This window comes from Salinibacter sp. 10B (assembly GCF_002954405.1).
GTDB lineage: Bacteria > Bacteroidota > Rhodothermia > Rhodothermales > Salinibacteraceae > Salinibacter.
The window spans coordinates 34,632-51,103 of sequence record NZ_MQWC01000001.1 but is presented as its reverse complement, the minus strand read 5'-3'; the positions used below and the strand labels follow the sequence as shown (position 1 = coordinate 51,103).

Sequence of the window (16,472 nt, the reverse complement as noted above, 5' to 3'; positions counted from 1 at the left end):
CGAAGACCGAAGGCAAGGTCTTCGTCAGGGTAACCCCGTTAATGAGCGAGAGGTATGTTACTGGCCGCCTAAGCTACTCGCTGCCCAACAGGTCGTAGGTCCCGTCCCAGGGGCATGTAAGCTCGGTTTCTCGCTTGGTAATCTCGACGGAGACTTCCGAGCCAAAGGCACTGAGGCAGATCTCTGAAGGGGTGCATGAGATGTCGATCTCGTCGAGGTCCCTGGTGTCGATCCCCTCAGCGAGTGCTCGGAGCACGAGGAGGTTGGCTGCGGTGACCACGTCTACGTGTTGATGCTCATTGTGGTGGTTTCGGGTGTAGGCCTTTCCGCCGAGGCAGGCGAGTGTAGAGGCGTTGGGAAGGGTCATTGCAACAGTCGGTTTGTCATTAGGGAAGGTCGAGTGCAGGCCGCTTTTCTTCTGCACCTTCATTATGTGACATACAGAAGCCTTCCCTCCGTCCGTTTTGCACAATGCGAAATGCTGCTTATGCCTACCGTTGCGCTTGTAGCCTGCGTCAAGTCAAAACGTGATCGACCGATGCCGGCGGGGCGCCTGTATAACTCTACCTGGTTTCAGAAGGCTCGGGTTTATGCGCGGGAACGGTGCGACTCCTGGTTTATTCTTTCGGCGAAGCACGGCGTTTTGGCTCCTACCGATGAGGTTGCCCCCTATGAGGAAACGTTAAACAACTTCTCGGCCCAGGAGCGTCAGGAGTGGGCCTCCAGCGTTCTTGAGGAGCTTGGCGAGGTGCTTTCTCCCGAGGACGAAGTTGTCATTCTTGCGGGGCTGAAGTACCGGGAGTACCTTACTGGTCCCCTTGAAGATCTGGTCGCCCGCGTATCTATACCCATGGAAGGATTGGGAATCGGAGAGCAGCTTCAGTTTCTGAATCAGAGGAATTCCGAGCAGCAGGTTGAGGCGGAATAGCCACTACCGAAGTGTCCCATCACATATCTTTTAGGAGCCGTTCCGATGCCCATCACGACTGCGTTTCCCTTCATCAGCGACCTCCCGACGGACCCGGCCCTCTACGCGCTCTACGGGGGAACCGGACGGTCGAGACACGTCGCCTACATTGGGATCAGCAGCAATCTCCGCAATCGGATCCGCCAGCACTTCATCCGCCAGGACAGTAGCGTGGTTACAGGAACGTCAGCCGCCTCGCTTAACCCGGATCTGGTCACCCGTATCGAATGGTGGCTCCATTCCCGGTTCGAGGAGAAGAGCTACCTTAAGGCGGCGGAGCTGATTGCCTTTGAGGAGTTTGATCCGGCGCTCCGGAGCAGGGGGCATGTCACAGAGGAGGCGGAAACCATTGCCACCGATTCCGAAGCTGCGGAGGAGATCCGATCGGTGATTGAAGAAGGACCGACTGCAAGCGTGAGCGTCCCTACTTTAAGTGAGGCACTTTCCAAGATTGAAGAGCTCACCCAGCGGGTCGGCGAGCTCGAAGAAGAGCTCGAAGAGATCCGGGAGCAACTCTAAGGTTCTGAATCAACCGTGCTGGACTTTCAACCGGGGCTCAGGAGCGGATACAGGTGATCCAGGAGAGCAGCCAAAAGTCCCATCCCCCCGCTAAGCAGCCAGCCCCAGACGTCCTGAAAGCGCCCGAGGTAGTAATACGTTGTCATCGCCAAAAGAAAGGCCGCCAGAACACGCATCCACCTCGACCTGCTGGCCAGGAGAGCAAAACAGGCAATCATCATGTGCATGCTCCACGGCACCCATCCAAGAAATACTCGCCCGAAGGAAAGGGCAGTCAGAAGCGCTCCCCATAGAGGGCGTTTCCAAAATAATAGGCCCAGAAAGAGAAGCGCCGGCGTGTTGTAGATGAGACCGCTATAGGATAACAGGAAGGAATTTGGGCCGGGCGCTAGGGAGGGCAGGAGACGAGAAATCATCAACGGGAGAAACACCTACACAAGCAAGCTCTGGTACTGAGAGCATATTCTTTTCTACAAGAGCCAATCAGTTCGGCTTTTGATCACATCTCAAGCGACTTCTTCCAACACCCGCTGACATGACCGCCCGAAACGACCAGGAAGGAGAAGGCCCATCTCAGATTAGAATCGACTTCAGTCAGGACGACACGGGAGAGGCGAGGTCGCCCTGGCCACCACAGACGCGTTTCCCCTTGAACGAAGCCGGGACAGAGGTTGGGGAGACAGTGGCGGAAAGCTATGAGGCCTCAACCTCGTTTACAATCGTAACGGCATTTACCTCGCTTGAGCACCTCCTTGCATTTTTCAGTCAGAATGAGGTTGGAGACCGTTCGATTGACATCGTGCTTGGAAGTGAGCCGACAACCCGCGAGGGGTCCCTGTACGTCGGCACCCAGCCGGTTGAAGAGCAAGCCAGAGACTACTGGCTCGAAAAAGGCGTCTCGGTTTTGACCGGTGGTGGCATTGTCCGCTTGATTGAAGCAATGACTAGGGGAAAGGTCCGCTTCTACGCTGGAGAGGATCTCCACGCAAAGATCTATGTCGGGGAGGACGGGGCTGTGGTCGGATCGAGTAACTTCTCGAGACACGGGTTCGGGAAGCAACGTGAGGCTAATGCCCGGTTTGAAAGTGGGAGCACCCGTTATGGAGAACTCTGTGAGGTTGCGGCTCAGTTCAAAGAGCAGGCCCGAGAGTGCACCTCAGAGATAAAGCGCTTGCTTGAGGACCTTCTCCAGCCAGTTCAGTGGGAAGAAGCTCTCGCACGCGCGTCGGCTGAGGTATTAGAGGGGGATTGGGTTGACCGCTATCCAGAAGTCTTCCGTCTTCTCCAAGATCAGAATCTTTGGCCCCATCAGGAGGAGGCCATTGCCCAGGGACTCTGGATTCTGGATACACGGGGAAGTGTCCTCGTAGCTGATGCGACGGGATCGGGGAAGACCCGTGTGGGGACGCATCTGCTGTACGGGCTTCTCAATCGTCTTTGGTCAAAGGGACAAGGCCATCGGACGAATTCTACAGTCGTGTGTCCGCCGAACGTCACCGGCGAGTGGTCTGAGGAGATCCAAAAGTCTTCGGCCAACTCCGTGGAGGCGATCTCCCACGGAAAACTGTCGCAAGGAAACCAGAAAGAGGAGATCCACCGACAGGTGCGGCAAAGTAATGTCCTCTTTCTGGATGAGGCCCACAACTACCTTTCTACCGGCACTGAGCGGAGCAAGGCAGTAGAGGAGAGTGCACCGGATTACATCTCTCTTCTGACTGCCACCCCCATAAATCGAGGCTCTAGCGACCTGCTTCGGATGATTGAGCTTCTGGGGCTTGATAATCTGTCGGACCGGGAGTTTCAGACGTACAAGGAGCTTCGGAAAAAGACGAACCTGACCGGCGAAGACGAGCAGGCCCTTCGACGTATCGTTCGGCAGTGTACCATCCGCCGCACAAAGCAGGACCTGAACCGGATCGTCGAGCGGAAGACAGATGGCTACAGATCCGAGGATGGTACAGTCCACCGGTTTCCCGAGCACATTTGCAAGACCTATCTCACCGGAGAAACTGACAAAGACAAGGAAATTGCTCGGGAGATCAACCAGATCTCCGAAGATCTTAAGGGGCTTCCTTGGCTCCGTACATTTAAGGCCCCGTTCTGGGTTGTTGGGGACGAGGAGCGAGAGAAGGACTTTCTGGAGCGAAAGATTAAGGGAGCGAAGGGTCTGGCGGCCCACGGAATGCGAAGCGCCCTGCAGTCCTCGCGTGCCGCTCTTTTGGAGGTGGTGTTTGGGACCGCCGAAGCGTCGAGGCGCCTTGGCCTCGAAGCCGACCTAAAAACTGAGAGCGGCGATCGCTTGAGTGCCGTAGAGGAGCTTCGACGGGACCCGCCTGAGGAGAATAGCAACCTGGAGATTGACCTTCCGGAGTGGTTGACTTCGGGGCTCGAAGAGACAATTGAGAAAGAAAAAGAGCGCCTTCGGCAGATTGGGGACAAGGCAAGTCAGCTCTCCGACGCCAGGGCGAAGGCCCGTGCGCAGAAGATTCAGGAGATCGCGAGAGAAGAGGACGTCCTCCTCGCGTTTGGGGCGCGCCCTCTCACCCTGTACGACCTTCGTGATCAACTTCGCAACCGTAAGCTGGGACAGGAGGTCGTTGTAGCCGATGGGAGCCTGTCGGCTGGGAAGAAACGCTCCATTATCAAGCGGCTTGGTCTGGAAGGCGGGACGCAGACCACCATCGGGGAAGATGGGGAAGGAGAGGTCGGGCTCGTAGCGCTCTGTAGCGACGCAATGAGTGAGGGGCTCAACCTGCAACGAGCAGGTTCGGTCGTCCTTTTGGACACGCCCAGTGTCATTCGTATTGCCGAGCAGCGCGTCGGCCGAATCGACCGTATGGACAGCCCTCACGATGAGATTGAGGTATGGTGGCCAAGTGATAGCCGTCCTTTCCAATCAGCACGGCGAGACCTCCTGATCGAACGCTACAACGTGAACGAGCGGCTCATGGGAAACAACATTAAACTCCCCGAGCCGCTCCAGGGAGAGGACGGTCTCTTTTCTGAGCAACAGTCTCGCCGCGCAAGTGCGGAGGAGCTCATCGAGGAATACGAGACGCACCAGCGCGAGGGGCCTGATGAGCGGCTTGAAGACGCGTTCCAGCCGGTTCGGCGACTGGTAGGGCTCGGTGACGAGACCGATCACAGAACCCCTCCGCTCATCGATAAAGAGGTTTACAAACACATCGCTGGAACGAGCAAAGCGGTATGGAGCCGGGTCACGATCATGGAATCCGAGAAACGCTGGGGGTTCTTCTGTCTCCGCGGTCGGGAGGGGCGCGCTCCCAGGTGGGTCCTCTTGCACCAGGGAAGCGAAAAGGATGCTGTTGGGCTCGGGTTTGAGGAGTCGGAGTGGAGGGTCACAACGCGTCTTGGCCCGATCGCACGGCGGCTCCGAAAGCTTCTGCCGAGGGCGCGCCGGGCGCCGAATCAAGGCGATCCAGCACTTTGGGAAAGCGTCGGAGAGGAGCTCGAAGAGATGCTCGGGCGAATTCGGCGAAATGAACGGGAGCTTCTCTCCAACAAGGCCCAACATGGGCTAGACCTCTTGAAGGAACTGGTCGTCCGGTACAAGACAACCGCAGACGAAGGGACCAATCGGAAGCAAGCCAGCGAGTTTTTGAGCGACGTTCTCACGATGGATAAAAAGCCCTGGGCCGACCTACACGACTTGGCTGACCGGTGGTTGGGGATCGTGCAGCCGAGATACGTCCAGTATAAGCGAAATACGGAGAGTCGGGAGCCGATCCGTCTCAAAGATATGGAGGATCATCTCCGGTACCGGGATAAGATTGAAACGAGTAGCCTACAGCAACTCGCCCAGTCGGTCAAGCAAGAAGAGCCAATCGGGCGGCGGCTGGCTGCTGCAATTGTCGCGCTGCCCCTCTAGGTTTTGCACGGTCCAAATCGGCACCAATGTGGTTGGCCCGCAGTCAAGTCCTTTCTATTTCAGGTCTCTCTTCAGTTATGGGTAGCATCTCCAGGTCCTTCAAACATCTCTCCGAATTCTATCTTGGCTGCGTTCAAGAAGAGGGCCTTCGACGGCTGAGCCTCCGGTCAAAACGCCGTGGATACGTTTTTATCGCCCCTGCCTTCGAGCGAGAGGTGTTTCTCCACCAGGACCTGGATCAGTTGAGTCTACCGCGGTTGACGGAGTCCCAATCGGAGTTTCTGAGCGATGCGGTCGAGGACGAGGGGCCAAACACGACGAGTCAGGATCGTCTTTTCTACGGGTTTCCCGTCTACGTTGACCGGGAGAGCAACGTCTCTCCGCTCTTCTTCACTGAGCTTCGCGTAGAGAAGAATGAAGGAGGCGGGCTTGCTTTGAGCCGGAGGGAGGAAACACCGCCGTACGTGAACCACCATCTGTTTCGAAAGGAGGGCTACTATCCGGAGCAGATCGCTGACATCCAGGATCGGATTGAACACCACTCGGGCCCATTTGAAGAGAAGCTGGAGATTGTGCTCGGGTACTTTGACGAGGCACCCGGTTCTTTAAGTCGACGGGAAATGGACTCCCTACCAAGGCAGCCGTCTACCGGGGTCTACGCCTCTCCAATTCTCTTCCAGAGTGCCTATAGCTCCTACACCTACAACCTTGAGCGCGACCTCTCTGCCCTGCAAAAGTACGAGTTTTTGCAGAGGAAGTCCTCTTCGTCGGCATTGGGGGCGTACTTCCAGTCAAGTCGTGGGTCAAGTGGAAAACTAGAAAGAGAACCCGCGGAGGTGCTTCGTCTCAACGAGGAGCAGGCAGAGGCCGCTCGGGCTGCGCTAACCGAAGAGCTCTCCGTCGTGACCGGTCCGCCGGGGACTGGCAAGTCCCAGGTTGTTGTGAACCTGCTTGCCGACGCGGCTCTGAATGGAGAACCGGTTCTCTTCGCCAGCAAAAACAACAAGGCCGTCGATGTCGTCCGGGAGCGGATGCGGGCAATCTTAGGGGAGGAGTACGACTTTGTCCTCCGCCTGGGAAGCCGCCGAATAATGGACGACACGAAGGAGGAGCTTTTGGATCGCCTACGCAGACTGTCTGATCGGCGCGAGGAGCTGACCGAGCGTTTCTCGAAAAAGAGAGGACGCCTTCTCCGTGAGGAAATTGAGGCTGTTCGAGAGCAGATTGAGGAGTTGAACAAGCGGCATCAGGCCTACAGGGAAGCAGTTGAGAAACGCCGCGCGGCCGAAGACGAGCTCCCGAACAGATGGACCGAGCCGGACGCGCCTAATCCAAGCGCTCTTCCTCTTCGCGAGCTCCGTTCCGCGCTCGATCGGGTACAGATGCTCGCCGGAGAGAAAAAGATGGGCCTTCTTCTTTGGCTGAAGCAGCTTTTCTTCGCAGGTCGGCTGCTGGAGACTCTTCGCGAGAAGGCCGACGAACTGACTGGTTCGCTGCCTCGGTCTGTTCAGGAGGATGTATATGTGGAGGCCTACGGAGCCGATGGATTCGATGAGTTGTCTCGAATCCTATCCCAACTGTTGGACTACCGCGCCTGGACCGAGCGCCGCGAAGAAGAGCGAAAAGCCCGCGCTGCTTTCGAAGACCTTCTGAAAGGAGCTGAGGGATACGAGGAGCGACTCTCTGAGCTCAAAGGCGAGCTCACAGAGGCGAATCAGAAGCTTATCAGAAACGAGTGGGTCGGGCGAGTCGCGCGGAACCTACCAAGCGTAGAGCGGGGCGTTCGAAACTATTACGAGGCTCTCCAGGGCGTTCGCGATACCAGTCCATCCGGATATAAAAAGGCGCTCGACCGCCTGGAATCGGCGCTTACCTCGCTGGCTGGGCACCTCCCGGTGTGGGTGGTTACCAACCTTTCTGTTCGGAACGCCCTTCCACTCCGGCCCGGGCTCTTTGATCTTGTGATTGTAGATGAGGCCAGCCAGTGCGACATCGCCTCGGCCGTCCCGCTTCTCTACCGCGCCGAACGCTCGTGCGTTATCGGCGACGAGAAGCAGCTCCAGCACATCACCTCGATTCGGGAAGAGGAAGAGAAGCGTATTGCCGAACGGAGCAGCGCCTCCAATCTTACGCCTCGGTGGTCCTACGTCCGCCAGTCGCTTTATGGATTGGCCGAACGGGCTTTGGACGACCGCAGGCAAAAGCCCATTCTACTGCGCAACCACTACCGCTCGCACCCGGAGATTATCGGCTTCTCCAATAGCCGCTTCTACGGGGAGCGGCTGCGGGAGATGAGAAGTGAGGACTCGTTCGACGTTCCGGGAAAATGGAGAGGGGTCCGGTGGTTCGATGTCAGGGGAGAGGTGCCCGAGGGCATCCGAAGTGCCTACAACGAGCGGGAAATTCAAGGCGTGCTCTGGCTTCTTGGCAAGTGGCATGAGGAAGGACTTCTCGGGCGACCGGATCTCAATGTGGGTGTGGTGACGCCGTTTCGCGCGCAGGCCGATCGCCTACAGGACCGGATGCAGGGCACTTCCTGGTGGAATGATCTGCGATCGAAATCGAGCGGTTCTCCGGTAGACGTGGAAGGACCGACGATCGGGACGGCCCACCGCTTTCAGGGCGACGAGCGAGACCTCATGATCTTCTCTCCGGTCGTGGCTCCAGGGATTGACGAGTTCACCGAGAGATGGGTGGCGACGACCGATCAGCTTTTGAATGTAGCCATCACCCGTGCCCGGGCATCGCTGCAGGTTATGGGGCACCTGGATCAGTGTCGGCGTGCAGGCGGGTCGCTTGCTCCGTTTGCGGACTACGTTTCCGACATGTCTCTCGTCAGGGAGAAGGGACTGCCCGCTCTTAACTAATGCTATTGTCTTCGCTCTCCCCTTTTCATAGTTTGAAAACACATCGATTCGAGAGAATAATTCTCTCGGCAGTTCTTCTGCTCCGGTCTTTCCTTATCTGGTCAGATCGGACTCTATTCCGCCCCACAGCGCCTCAGTATAGGTCTCCGCTCTCACGTCTATGGATATCTTTGCCTTTCAGGACGAGGTTGTAGAGGAGTACAAGAGCTACGTTCAGAGCTTTATCGACATTCGTGATGGCCGAATTCGGAAGGAAGTGGAGAGTGCACTGGATGAGGACAAGAAGCTCTGGCCGGAGCCATTAGTCCAGTTCAATCCGGCCTACGAGACAGCAGGGCTGCCTTCCTCTTTGGTCGAAGCAGGCGTTCTGCATTCGGAATTACCAGACGTCTTCTACAACCGGGAAAGAGATGAGCCCTTTCGGCTCTATCGTCATCAGGAGGAGGCCCTGCGGTTAGGCGCAAATGATGAGAACTTTGTAGTTACCTCTGGCACCGGCTCGGGGAAATCACTCACCTATCTGGGGACCATCTTCGACAGTGTCTTCCGAGACAAAACCGGGCCAGGGATCCGGGCGATTATCATCTACCCGATGAACGCCCTCATCAACTCTCAGCTACAGGCTATTGAGGAGTTTAAAGAAACCTATGAGGCAAGAACGGGACGCCAGTTTCCAGTTCAATTTGCTCAATATACCGGGCAAACTGGTCAGGGCGAGCGGGAGCGGATTCTGAAGAATCCGCCTCATATCCTGCTTACGAACTATATGATGATGGAGCTCATCCTGACGCGGCAGAGGGAAGCGGCTCTTCGGGGTTCCATCAGCGATGGTTTGCAGTATCTAGTGTACGATGAGCTACACACCTATCGGGGGCGTCAAGGTGCAGATGTTGGCCTGTTGAATCGTCGCTTGCAGGAATATACTGAGAACGAACTGGTCTGTATTGGCACAAGTGCTACGATGGCGGCTGGTGATGAGTCGCTCAGTGAGCAACGTCGTCAGGTTGCCGAGGTGGCTGAAAAGATCTTTGGGCAGTCCTTCGAGTCGGACCACGTCATTGGCGAAACCCTCACGAACCATTTTGAACCTCCAAACGAGGAGGCCTCGACGCTTCGTGAGGCTGTGCAGGCACCCGTCGTACCGTCAGCTGGTGAGGCGGCTTTGCGTGAGAATCCATTAGCAAGGTGGTTAGAGCATCGGATTGGGCTCGATGTCAAGGGCGATGTTCTCGTTCGCCGAGAGCCCCTCACTCTTCCAGAGATCACAGAAGAACTGGTCGAGGTTACAGGGTTGGCCAAGGAGGAGTGCAAAGAGGCCCTCACCGATATTCTTCGGTGGGTTGAGACCGTAAACCGAGAACGGGCTGAGCGCAATGAAAAGCCTCTTCTGCCGTTCAAGCTCCACCAGTTTATTGCTCAGACAGGTTCTGTCTATGTAACCCTTGAGGGCCGTGAGGAGCGTACGATTACGCTGGATGCTGGCTACACTGTTCGGGAGGATGAGACAGACAAGCCCATCTTCCCTGTTGCTTTCAGTCGGTTGACGGGACACGACTTCTTATGCGTTACCCGTCGGGATTACGACGACCAACTTGTGCCACGGGACTTTCACGACGTGCACCAGCAGGAAGAGGCAGATGATGTCGACCGGAGAAGCGGTTATTTGTTACTTGATATGGGAGACGAGCCGGTGTGGAGAGAGGAAGAGCAGGAAGACATACTACCCAAGTCGTGGTTCAATCGCGGTTCGGACGGGACGGTTACCAGTATTAAGAAGAGCCGCAGGGATCGAGTGCCACAGAAGATCTATTTCGACGTTCAGGGGAACTTTTCGAGCGAGCCGAGTCCAGGTTTTCCCTATGAAGGTTGGTGGGTGCCAGCGAAACTGCCGCTGGATCCAACGGCGGGGGTGATGTACAACCAGAGTCGAACCAGTGAATTCTCCAAGCTGGCAAAGTTGGGCAGTGAGGCCCGAAGTACGGCCACGTCCGTTCTGTCTCGCACCATCGTTCGGCAACTAGAGTCGGCCGATGTTGAACCGGAAGCTCGGAAGTTGCTCAGCTTCACAGACAACCGGCAAGACGCCTCTCTTCAGGCTGGGCACTTCAACGACTTTAATCAGGTTATCCGACTTAGGTCAGCGATCTACGAGGCGGTAAAGTCGTCTCCTGATCAGACTCTGGAAAGTGATCGTCTTGCACAGGCCGTGTTTGAGGCTTTGGATCTACCTGAGTCTGATTACGCGCGTAATCCGATGAGCGTCTCCGGCTTCTCGGTGTCTGGAAACGACAATCAGAAGGCACTGAAGAAGATGATCTTCTATCGGGCATTGGAGGATCTCCGGAGATCCTGGCGTATCGTGCTTCCGAACCTGGAGCAATGCGCGCTACTGGAGATCGGGTACAAAAACCTAAGCGAAATAGCGGGACAAGATGAGGGATGGAAGACAGTGGATGCCCTAAGGGACATGAGCCAAGAGGTGCGCTTTGGCCTTCTGAAGGATATCCTGAACTACTTCCGCACCAGCTACGCCCTGGACCACGTCGACCTGCAAGCACAAAATATCAATACAAACAGTCACCTCATCCGGGACCGGCTGACTGCGCGGTGGGGACTAGATTCCGAGGAAGAAGAGATTGAGCATCCGAAATATGCGTATGTGCAATCTTTCCAGCGGCGGGACGTGCCCTCTACCAGCGTCGGGTATAGAAGCGCCTTAGGAAAACATCTGCGCCGCCACGAAGAGCTGGGACTCCACCTTTCTGATCGTACGGCCTATGACCAGTTTATGGACGACCTGTTGGGGGTCTTGACTGGTCTCGGGTATTTGAGTCGGACCGAGAAGGAGTACAGAGGAGAGCAAATACCTCTTTATCGCCTCCAGGTCAACCGGCTCCTGTGGAAAGCGCCGAATGAGGACCGGGAGATACAGCCTTACCGAGACGATGTGCGTTTACAGGCGAAAAAGAATCTGCCGGAGCCTGAAGCCAACCAGTATTTTCGAGAGGTCTACTCGAGAGACTCCGACTTCGAAGGAAGTTTATCAGGTGCAGAGCACACCGGCCAAATTCAGAACAGCGACCGTCAGGAGCGAGAAGAAGACTTTCGAGAAGGGCAGTTGCAAGCTCTCTTCTGTTCGCCGACCATGGAACTCGGCATTGATATAAAGGACTTGGCAGTGGTACACATGCGCAATGTACCACCCAATCCGGCGAACTACGCACAGCGAAGTGGTCGAGCAGGTCGAGTAGGGCAAGCAGCTTTATCGGTCACGTACTGCTCGAATAGCTCTCCACATGACCGACACTTCTTTCAGAACAAAAAGGACATGGTTGCCGGGGTGGTGAATCCCCCACGACTGGATCTCAAGAACGAAGAACTGCTTCGCTCACACCTCCACGCACTGTACCTCTCAGAGGTAGGCCTTGGCGCGCTTCAGGACGCTGTCAGCAGCCTCCTAAAGCTCGACGATCCAGACTTGCCGCTTCGCAGAGAGGTGAAAGAAGAGTTGGAGCTTTCTCCTGATCAACAAGAACGTATTGCCCAACGGTTTCGAAGTACACTTGGCCGATTGCATGAACGCATTGGCCGATCCTGGTATACCGAGACATGGATCAAGGACGCGGTTCGTGCGGTGCCAAACAAGTTCGATAAGGCACTGGATCGCTGGCGGTCGCTTTACCGGTCAGCCGTCCGGCAGCGGAAGGAAGCCCAGAAAGTTCTGGACGATCCGGTGCTCACCCCGTCGAGTGACGAGCGCCAAGAAGCGGAACGGGAAGAAAGGCAAGCCCGGCGGCAGATTGCGCTTCTAAAGAATGAAGCCCGCGGTGCACGTTACTACTCCGAGTTCTATCCATTTCGATATCTAGCGTCGGAAGGTTTCCTCCCCGGATACAACTTCACACGCCTGCCTATTCGGGCATACATGCCGATAGGAGAGGGAGGCGAGTACATCTCGCGGCCAAGGGAGATTGCTCTTCGTGAGTTTGGGCCACGCAACCGCATTTATCACAACGGCTCAAAGTTCGAGGTTAATCGCCTTCAGAACCTGGATCTAGAGACGAGCCAGATTGAGGCAAAGGTCAGCAAACATTCTGGGTATTTTCTCGCTGGTGAGGAGAGGAATCGGACAAACTGCCCATTCACGAACACTCCGCTCAACACCGAAAACGATCGAGAACGCTTTCCGAATCTGCTGGAGCTTTCGGAAGTGCGTACCTACCCGCGCGAGAACATCACATGCGAAGAGGAAGAGCGTTCGCGGGAGGGATACAAGATTGACACCTATTTCAGTGTCGACGGGCCGATGGACGACGTTCAGGAGTTGCTCCTGTCTTCGGATGGGGAACCGCTTCTGTCTGTCAAGTACGTGCCGACCGCCCGGCTCTACTTCGTCAATCAAGGGTGGCGTTATTACGATCAAGAGGGCTTCATGGTGAATCCCTCTACCGGCACGTGGGCGCGATCCCCGAGTCCCGATATGGATCCGAGCGATCCCGACGTGCCGGACTGGGAACGGGTGAAGCTGTACACGAGCGACGTCGCTGACGCATTGTACATACACCCATCGAGCGCTCTTGACCTGGACGAAGACGGGGTGTTAACCCTGCAGTACGCACTGCAGCAGGCCATTATTCGAGTCTTTCAGGTGGAGTCTGGCGAGATCCAATCCACCCTCATGGGCGAGCAGGACATACCTAACTTGATGATCTATGAGGCAGCAGAGGGAAGCTTGGGTATTCTGTCGCAGATTGTGGAGGCGCCGGAACGGTTTCGGCAGGTAGTTGAGGTGGCGTATGATCTATGTCATTTCAACGAGGATCCGGAGGAGGAAGCTAGCAAGCCGAAAGCCTCGTATGACGATCTTCTGAGCTATTACAACCAGTACCATCACGAGCGCATAGACCGCAGGCTGATTCGTGGGGCGTTGGAGATGCTACTGGCATGCGATCTCGAATCAAAGTCAGCAACTGGAGAAGACTACGATGAACAGTATCAGCGCCTTCTTCAGCAAACGGACCCGAACTCAACGCTGGAAGACGACTTTCTGGAGCGCCTGTACGAACGAAACCTTCGGCTTCCCGACTATGCGCAGTGGACGCCGCCAGAGCTATACGTACAGCCGGACTTCTACTACGAGGAGGAACGGGCCGCTGTCTTCGTTGACGGGTCACCTCATGATGACTCCGAAGTGAAGAAGCACGATGAGAACGTTCGTCGGAAGCTTCGCGCTCATGGCTATCGCGTAATCGAGTACCACTACTCAGAGCCTCTGGATACTCTTCTCGACGAGAACGGGGATATTTTCCGTTCTGTCCGATAGTCCAGTCCCTTGTCTCTATTGTTTGTTATCTCACTTCTGTCCGAACTGCTTCTTTCATATGTCTCAGACATTCAATCCTGGCGCACTCGTTCGACTTCGCGACCGGGAATGGATTGTAATGCCGTCGTCGGATCCGGACGTGCTCCGGATTAAGCCACTCGGGGGACACGAACTGGAAAGCACTGGCGTGTACCTGCCACTGGCTCTTCCTAATGAAACTCCCGAGCCTGCCGAGTTTCCGATGCCCAGCGCTGCTGATCTGGCCGATTTCGACTCGGCTCAGCTACTGTACGACGCTGCGCGGCTCGGCCTTCGTAGTGGAGCAGGTCCGTTCCGGTCATTCGGGCGCCTCTCGGTGCGCCCGCGCCCTTATCAGGTGGTGCCACTTATAATGGCCCTGCGCCAGGAGATCGTTCGTCTGCTCATTGCCGATGACGTGGGTGTAGGTAAGACTATCGAGGCGCTACTGATCGTTCGCGAGATGGTTGATCGCGGCCTGATTGAGCGCTTCGCCGTTGTTTGCCCAGCACACCTGTGTGATCAGTGGGAGAAGGAGGCCCGCGAGAAATTTGGGTTTGAGGACGTGGAGGTGATTCGAACCGACACTGCAGCACGGCTCGACCGACGGATTCAAGGGGACGAGAGCGTTTTTCGTCACTATCCCTTTCAAATTATCTCGATTGACTACATCAAGTCTGAGCGCCGTCGGCAGTTGTTTCTGGCGGAATGCCCCGAGATGGTAGTGGTAGACGAGGCACATACCTGCACGTTGCCTCGCGGCGCCACGTCGCACCGCCAGCAGCAGCGGCACTTCCTCGTGCATAAAATCGCCCAGAAAGCACAGCAGCACTTGCTCTTGCTGACGGCGACACCTCATAGCGGCATCGAGGAGTCGTTTCAGTCGCTACTAGCCTTTTTGGATTCGGACTTCGAAGATGTCGTGCTGGCAGATGCTCCTCGACAGACCCGTGAGCGCGTTGCCAAACATGTAGTACAGCGTCGCAGGCGTGACATTGTCGAATGGATGGAGCATACTGACTTTCCTGATCGCATCGCTGAGGAGACCCAGTACCCCTTGTCGCCCGGTTATCAGGAGCTCTTCGACGATGTGCTTCGCTTCGCCCGAGGATACGCCGGCGTTGAGAACGGGTCTGAGTCCCATATGCGCTACTGGACCGCTCTGGCCATCCTTCGAGGCGTAATTTCCAGCCCCGCTTCAGGAGAAATGATGCTCCGCAACCGGGCTGAGAAGGTGGCTGAGGACGCTGAGGTGGACGATGATGCGGCTGCTGACGTACTTTTCGACACTGATGAGAATCATGCCGACACCACGCCTACCGAGCTTACAGAAACGGCCGAGTTTGCCTCTATAGAGGTCAAGCAGCTCCAAACCTTTGCAGATCGGCTCTCAGATCTGCGTACGTTCGATGGGGACTGGAAACTCCGGCAGCTCCGTGCCCAATTGGAGGATCTCCTGGAGGCGGGCTACCAGCCCATCGTCTTTTGCCGCTATATTCCTACAGCGAACTACCTGGAGGAGCGTCTGAAACCGGTACTGGAGGACGCCTACTCCAAAATCGCAGTGGAGGCGGTCACAAGCGAACTGAACGATGATCAACGTAGAGATCGCGTTGAAGCGATTGGACAGGCCCCTCGGCGCGTTCTATTTGCGACCGATTGCCTGAGTGAGGGGATCAACTTGCAGGAGCACTTCACCGCTGTGATTCACTACGACCTGCCGTGGAACCCGAATCGCATTGAGCAGCGCGAGGGAAGGGTGGATCGGTACGGCCAGGCCGCAGATCAAGTAAAGACTGTGCTGATGGTAGGGGAAAACCCGATCGACGGCGTCATTACCCGCGTTCTCCTCCGCAAAACCCGTAAGATTCACGAGGAAACCGGCATTGCACTTCCATTTCCCGAAGACAGCCAGACCATCACCGAGGCGATAACGCAGGCGGTGCTGATGAATCCTGAGGCGGCAGCCAAACAGGATCAACTCACGCTAGGCCTAGAAGCACAGACAGTTCAAAACAAAGAGTCGGAAGTAAATGAAGCTCTCGATCGAGCACTGGAGCGTGAGACAAACACTCGGGGAATCTTTGCGCAGAATCGGATCCAACCCGAAGAAATCGAACCCGATCTGAAAGAGACGGATCGCGTCTTGGGAAGCCCTCAGGCTGTAGAGCGATTCGTGCGCCGATTCGCTGCACATGAGGGAGTCCAGATGGACCCACGCCGAAATGGGGAGGAAGTCGTTGGCTACCGCCTATATCCGAACCAACTTCCCCCCGCGCTCCGCGAAACCTTGCCTGATAGTGACCAGGTAGATGTCACCTTTCAGTCACCCGTTCCTGACGGCTACACGTACCTTGGCCGCAATCACGCCTTCGTTGAGCAGGCGTGCCAACACGTCATGCGGAATGCCTTTGATCCTGATGCAGAAGACGCCCCTTCCCGAGCTGCCGTGATCCGGACGGAAGCTGTCGACATTAAGACGACGCTCATTCTCTTTCGCATCCGCAATGTCATTCGTGCTGATCAGCAGTCCGAAGAAATTGTGGCCGAGGAGGTGATGACCTGGGGGTACCGCGGGCTTATCGAAGACCGAGAAGAGCTGTCTGAGGAAGAGGCACGTCACCTTCTTCTGGATCTCGTCCCGTCTTCCAATCTAAGCTCGAATGCTCAGCGTCAGTTTTTGGAAGAAGAGATCGAAGATCTTCAGTTCGCAAAAGACGATCTGGAGTCAATCACTCGTTCTCGCACCCAGGCCCTGATCGACGCTCATGAACGGCATCGCAGGGTCGTCGGCGGCTCCAGCTATGAAGGGGTCGAGCCCGTGTGGCCCCCCGATGTGCTAGGGGTATACGTTCTTCTCCCAGAGTAATCTCGCCGGCTCAGTGACAG

General features: G+C 56.2%; 8 protein-coding genes. 6 read left to right on the top strand and 2 right to left on the bottom strand.

Annotated features, from left to right (window positions below; translation table 11 throughout):
• Window positions 1-73 precede the first annotated feature (73 nt).
• Window positions 74-367, bottom strand: a complete 294-nt coding sequence (locus BSZ35_RS00160; protein WP_105010544.1) for a hypothetical protein — start codon at window positions 365-367, stop codon at window positions 74-76.
• A gap of 120 nt (window positions 368-487) precedes the next feature.
• Here BSZ35_RS00160 and BSZ35_RS00155 point away from each other — a divergent pair, with 120 nt between their 5' ends.
• Complete coding sequence (locus BSZ35_RS00155; protein ID WP_105010576.1) at window positions 488-928, top strand: DUF6884 domain-containing protein; 441 nt, start codon at window positions 488-490, stop codon at window positions 926-928.
• Window positions 929-973: 45 nt separating this feature from the next.
• Window positions 974-1,486, top strand: coding sequence for a hypothetical protein (locus tag BSZ35_RS00150; RefSeq protein ID WP_105010543.1), 513 nt, complete (start codon window positions 974-976; stop codon window positions 1,484-1,486).
• 26 nt (window positions 1,487-1,512) lie between these two features.
• On the opposite strand, the gene BSZ35_RS00145 is transcribed toward BSZ35_RS00150, so the two are convergent.
• Window positions 1,513-1,902: a hypothetical protein gene (locus BSZ35_RS00145; protein WP_105010542.1), complete on the bottom strand. Its 390-nt coding sequence runs from the start codon at window positions 1,900-1,902 to the stop codon at window positions 1,513-1,515.
• A 119-nt stretch (window positions 1,903-2,021) separates the two neighbouring features.
• Here BSZ35_RS00145 and BSZ35_RS00140 point away from each other — a divergent pair, with 119 nt between their 5' ends.
• The 4 genes from BSZ35_RS00140 to BSZ35_RS00125 all read left to right on the top strand — a co-directional run bounded on the left by BSZ35_RS00140 (window position 2,022) and on the right by BSZ35_RS00125 (window position 16,452).
• A complete protein-coding gene (locus BSZ35_RS00140; RefSeq protein ID WP_105010541.1) occupies window positions 2,022-5,375 on the top strand; it encodes an SNF2-related protein in 3,354 nt (1,117 codons plus the stop codon).
• Window positions 5,376-5,452: 77 nt separating this feature from the next.
• Window positions 5,453-8,242, top strand: coding sequence for an AAA domain-containing protein (locus BSZ35_RS00135; RefSeq protein WP_181149107.1), 2,790 nt, complete (start codon window positions 5,453-5,455; stop codon window positions 8,240-8,242).
• Between the two features lie 160 nt (window positions 8,243-8,402).
• A complete protein-coding gene (locus BSZ35_RS00130) occupies window positions 8,403-13,565 on the top strand; it encodes a DEAD/DEAH box helicase (RefSeq protein WP_105010539.1) in 5,163 nt (1,720 codons plus the stop codon).
• Window positions 13,566-13,623: 58 nt separating this feature from the next.
• Window positions 13,624-16,452, top strand: a complete 2,829-nt coding sequence (locus BSZ35_RS00125) for an SNF2-related protein (protein WP_105010538.1) — start codon at window positions 13,624-13,626, stop codon at window positions 16,450-16,452.
• The last annotated feature ends 20 nt before the right edge of the window (window positions 16,453-16,472 follow it).

Coding starts and splice junctions, on each gene's coding strand:
- BSZ35_RS00160 (WP_105010544.1), bottom strand. CDS start 367: ATGACCCTTCCCAACGCCTCTACACTCGCCTGCCTCGGCGGAAAGGCC.
- BSZ35_RS00155 (WP_105010576.1), top strand. CDS start 488: ATGCCTACCGTTGCGCTTGTAGCCTGCGTCAAGTCAAAACGTGATCGA.
- BSZ35_RS00150 (WP_105010543.1), top strand. CDS start 974: ATGCCCATCACGACTGCGTTTCCCTTCATCAGCGACCTCCCGACGGAC.
- BSZ35_RS00145 (WP_105010542.1), bottom strand. CDS start 1,902: ATGATTTCTCGTCTCCTGCCCTCCCTAGCGCCCGGCCCAAATTCCTTC.
- BSZ35_RS00140 (WP_105010541.1), top strand. CDS start 2,022: ATGACCGCCCGAAACGACCAGGAAGGAGAAGGCCCATCTCAGATTAGA.
- BSZ35_RS00135 (WP_181149107.1), top strand. CDS start 5,453: ATGGGTAGCATCTCCAGGTCCTTCAAACATCTCTCCGAATTCTATCTT.
- BSZ35_RS00130 (WP_105010539.1), top strand. CDS start 8,403: ATGGATATCTTTGCCTTTCAGGACGAGGTTGTAGAGGAGTACAAGAGC.
- BSZ35_RS00125 (WP_105010538.1), top strand. CDS start 13,624: ATGTCTCAGACATTCAATCCTGGCGCACTCGTTCGACTTCGCGACCGG.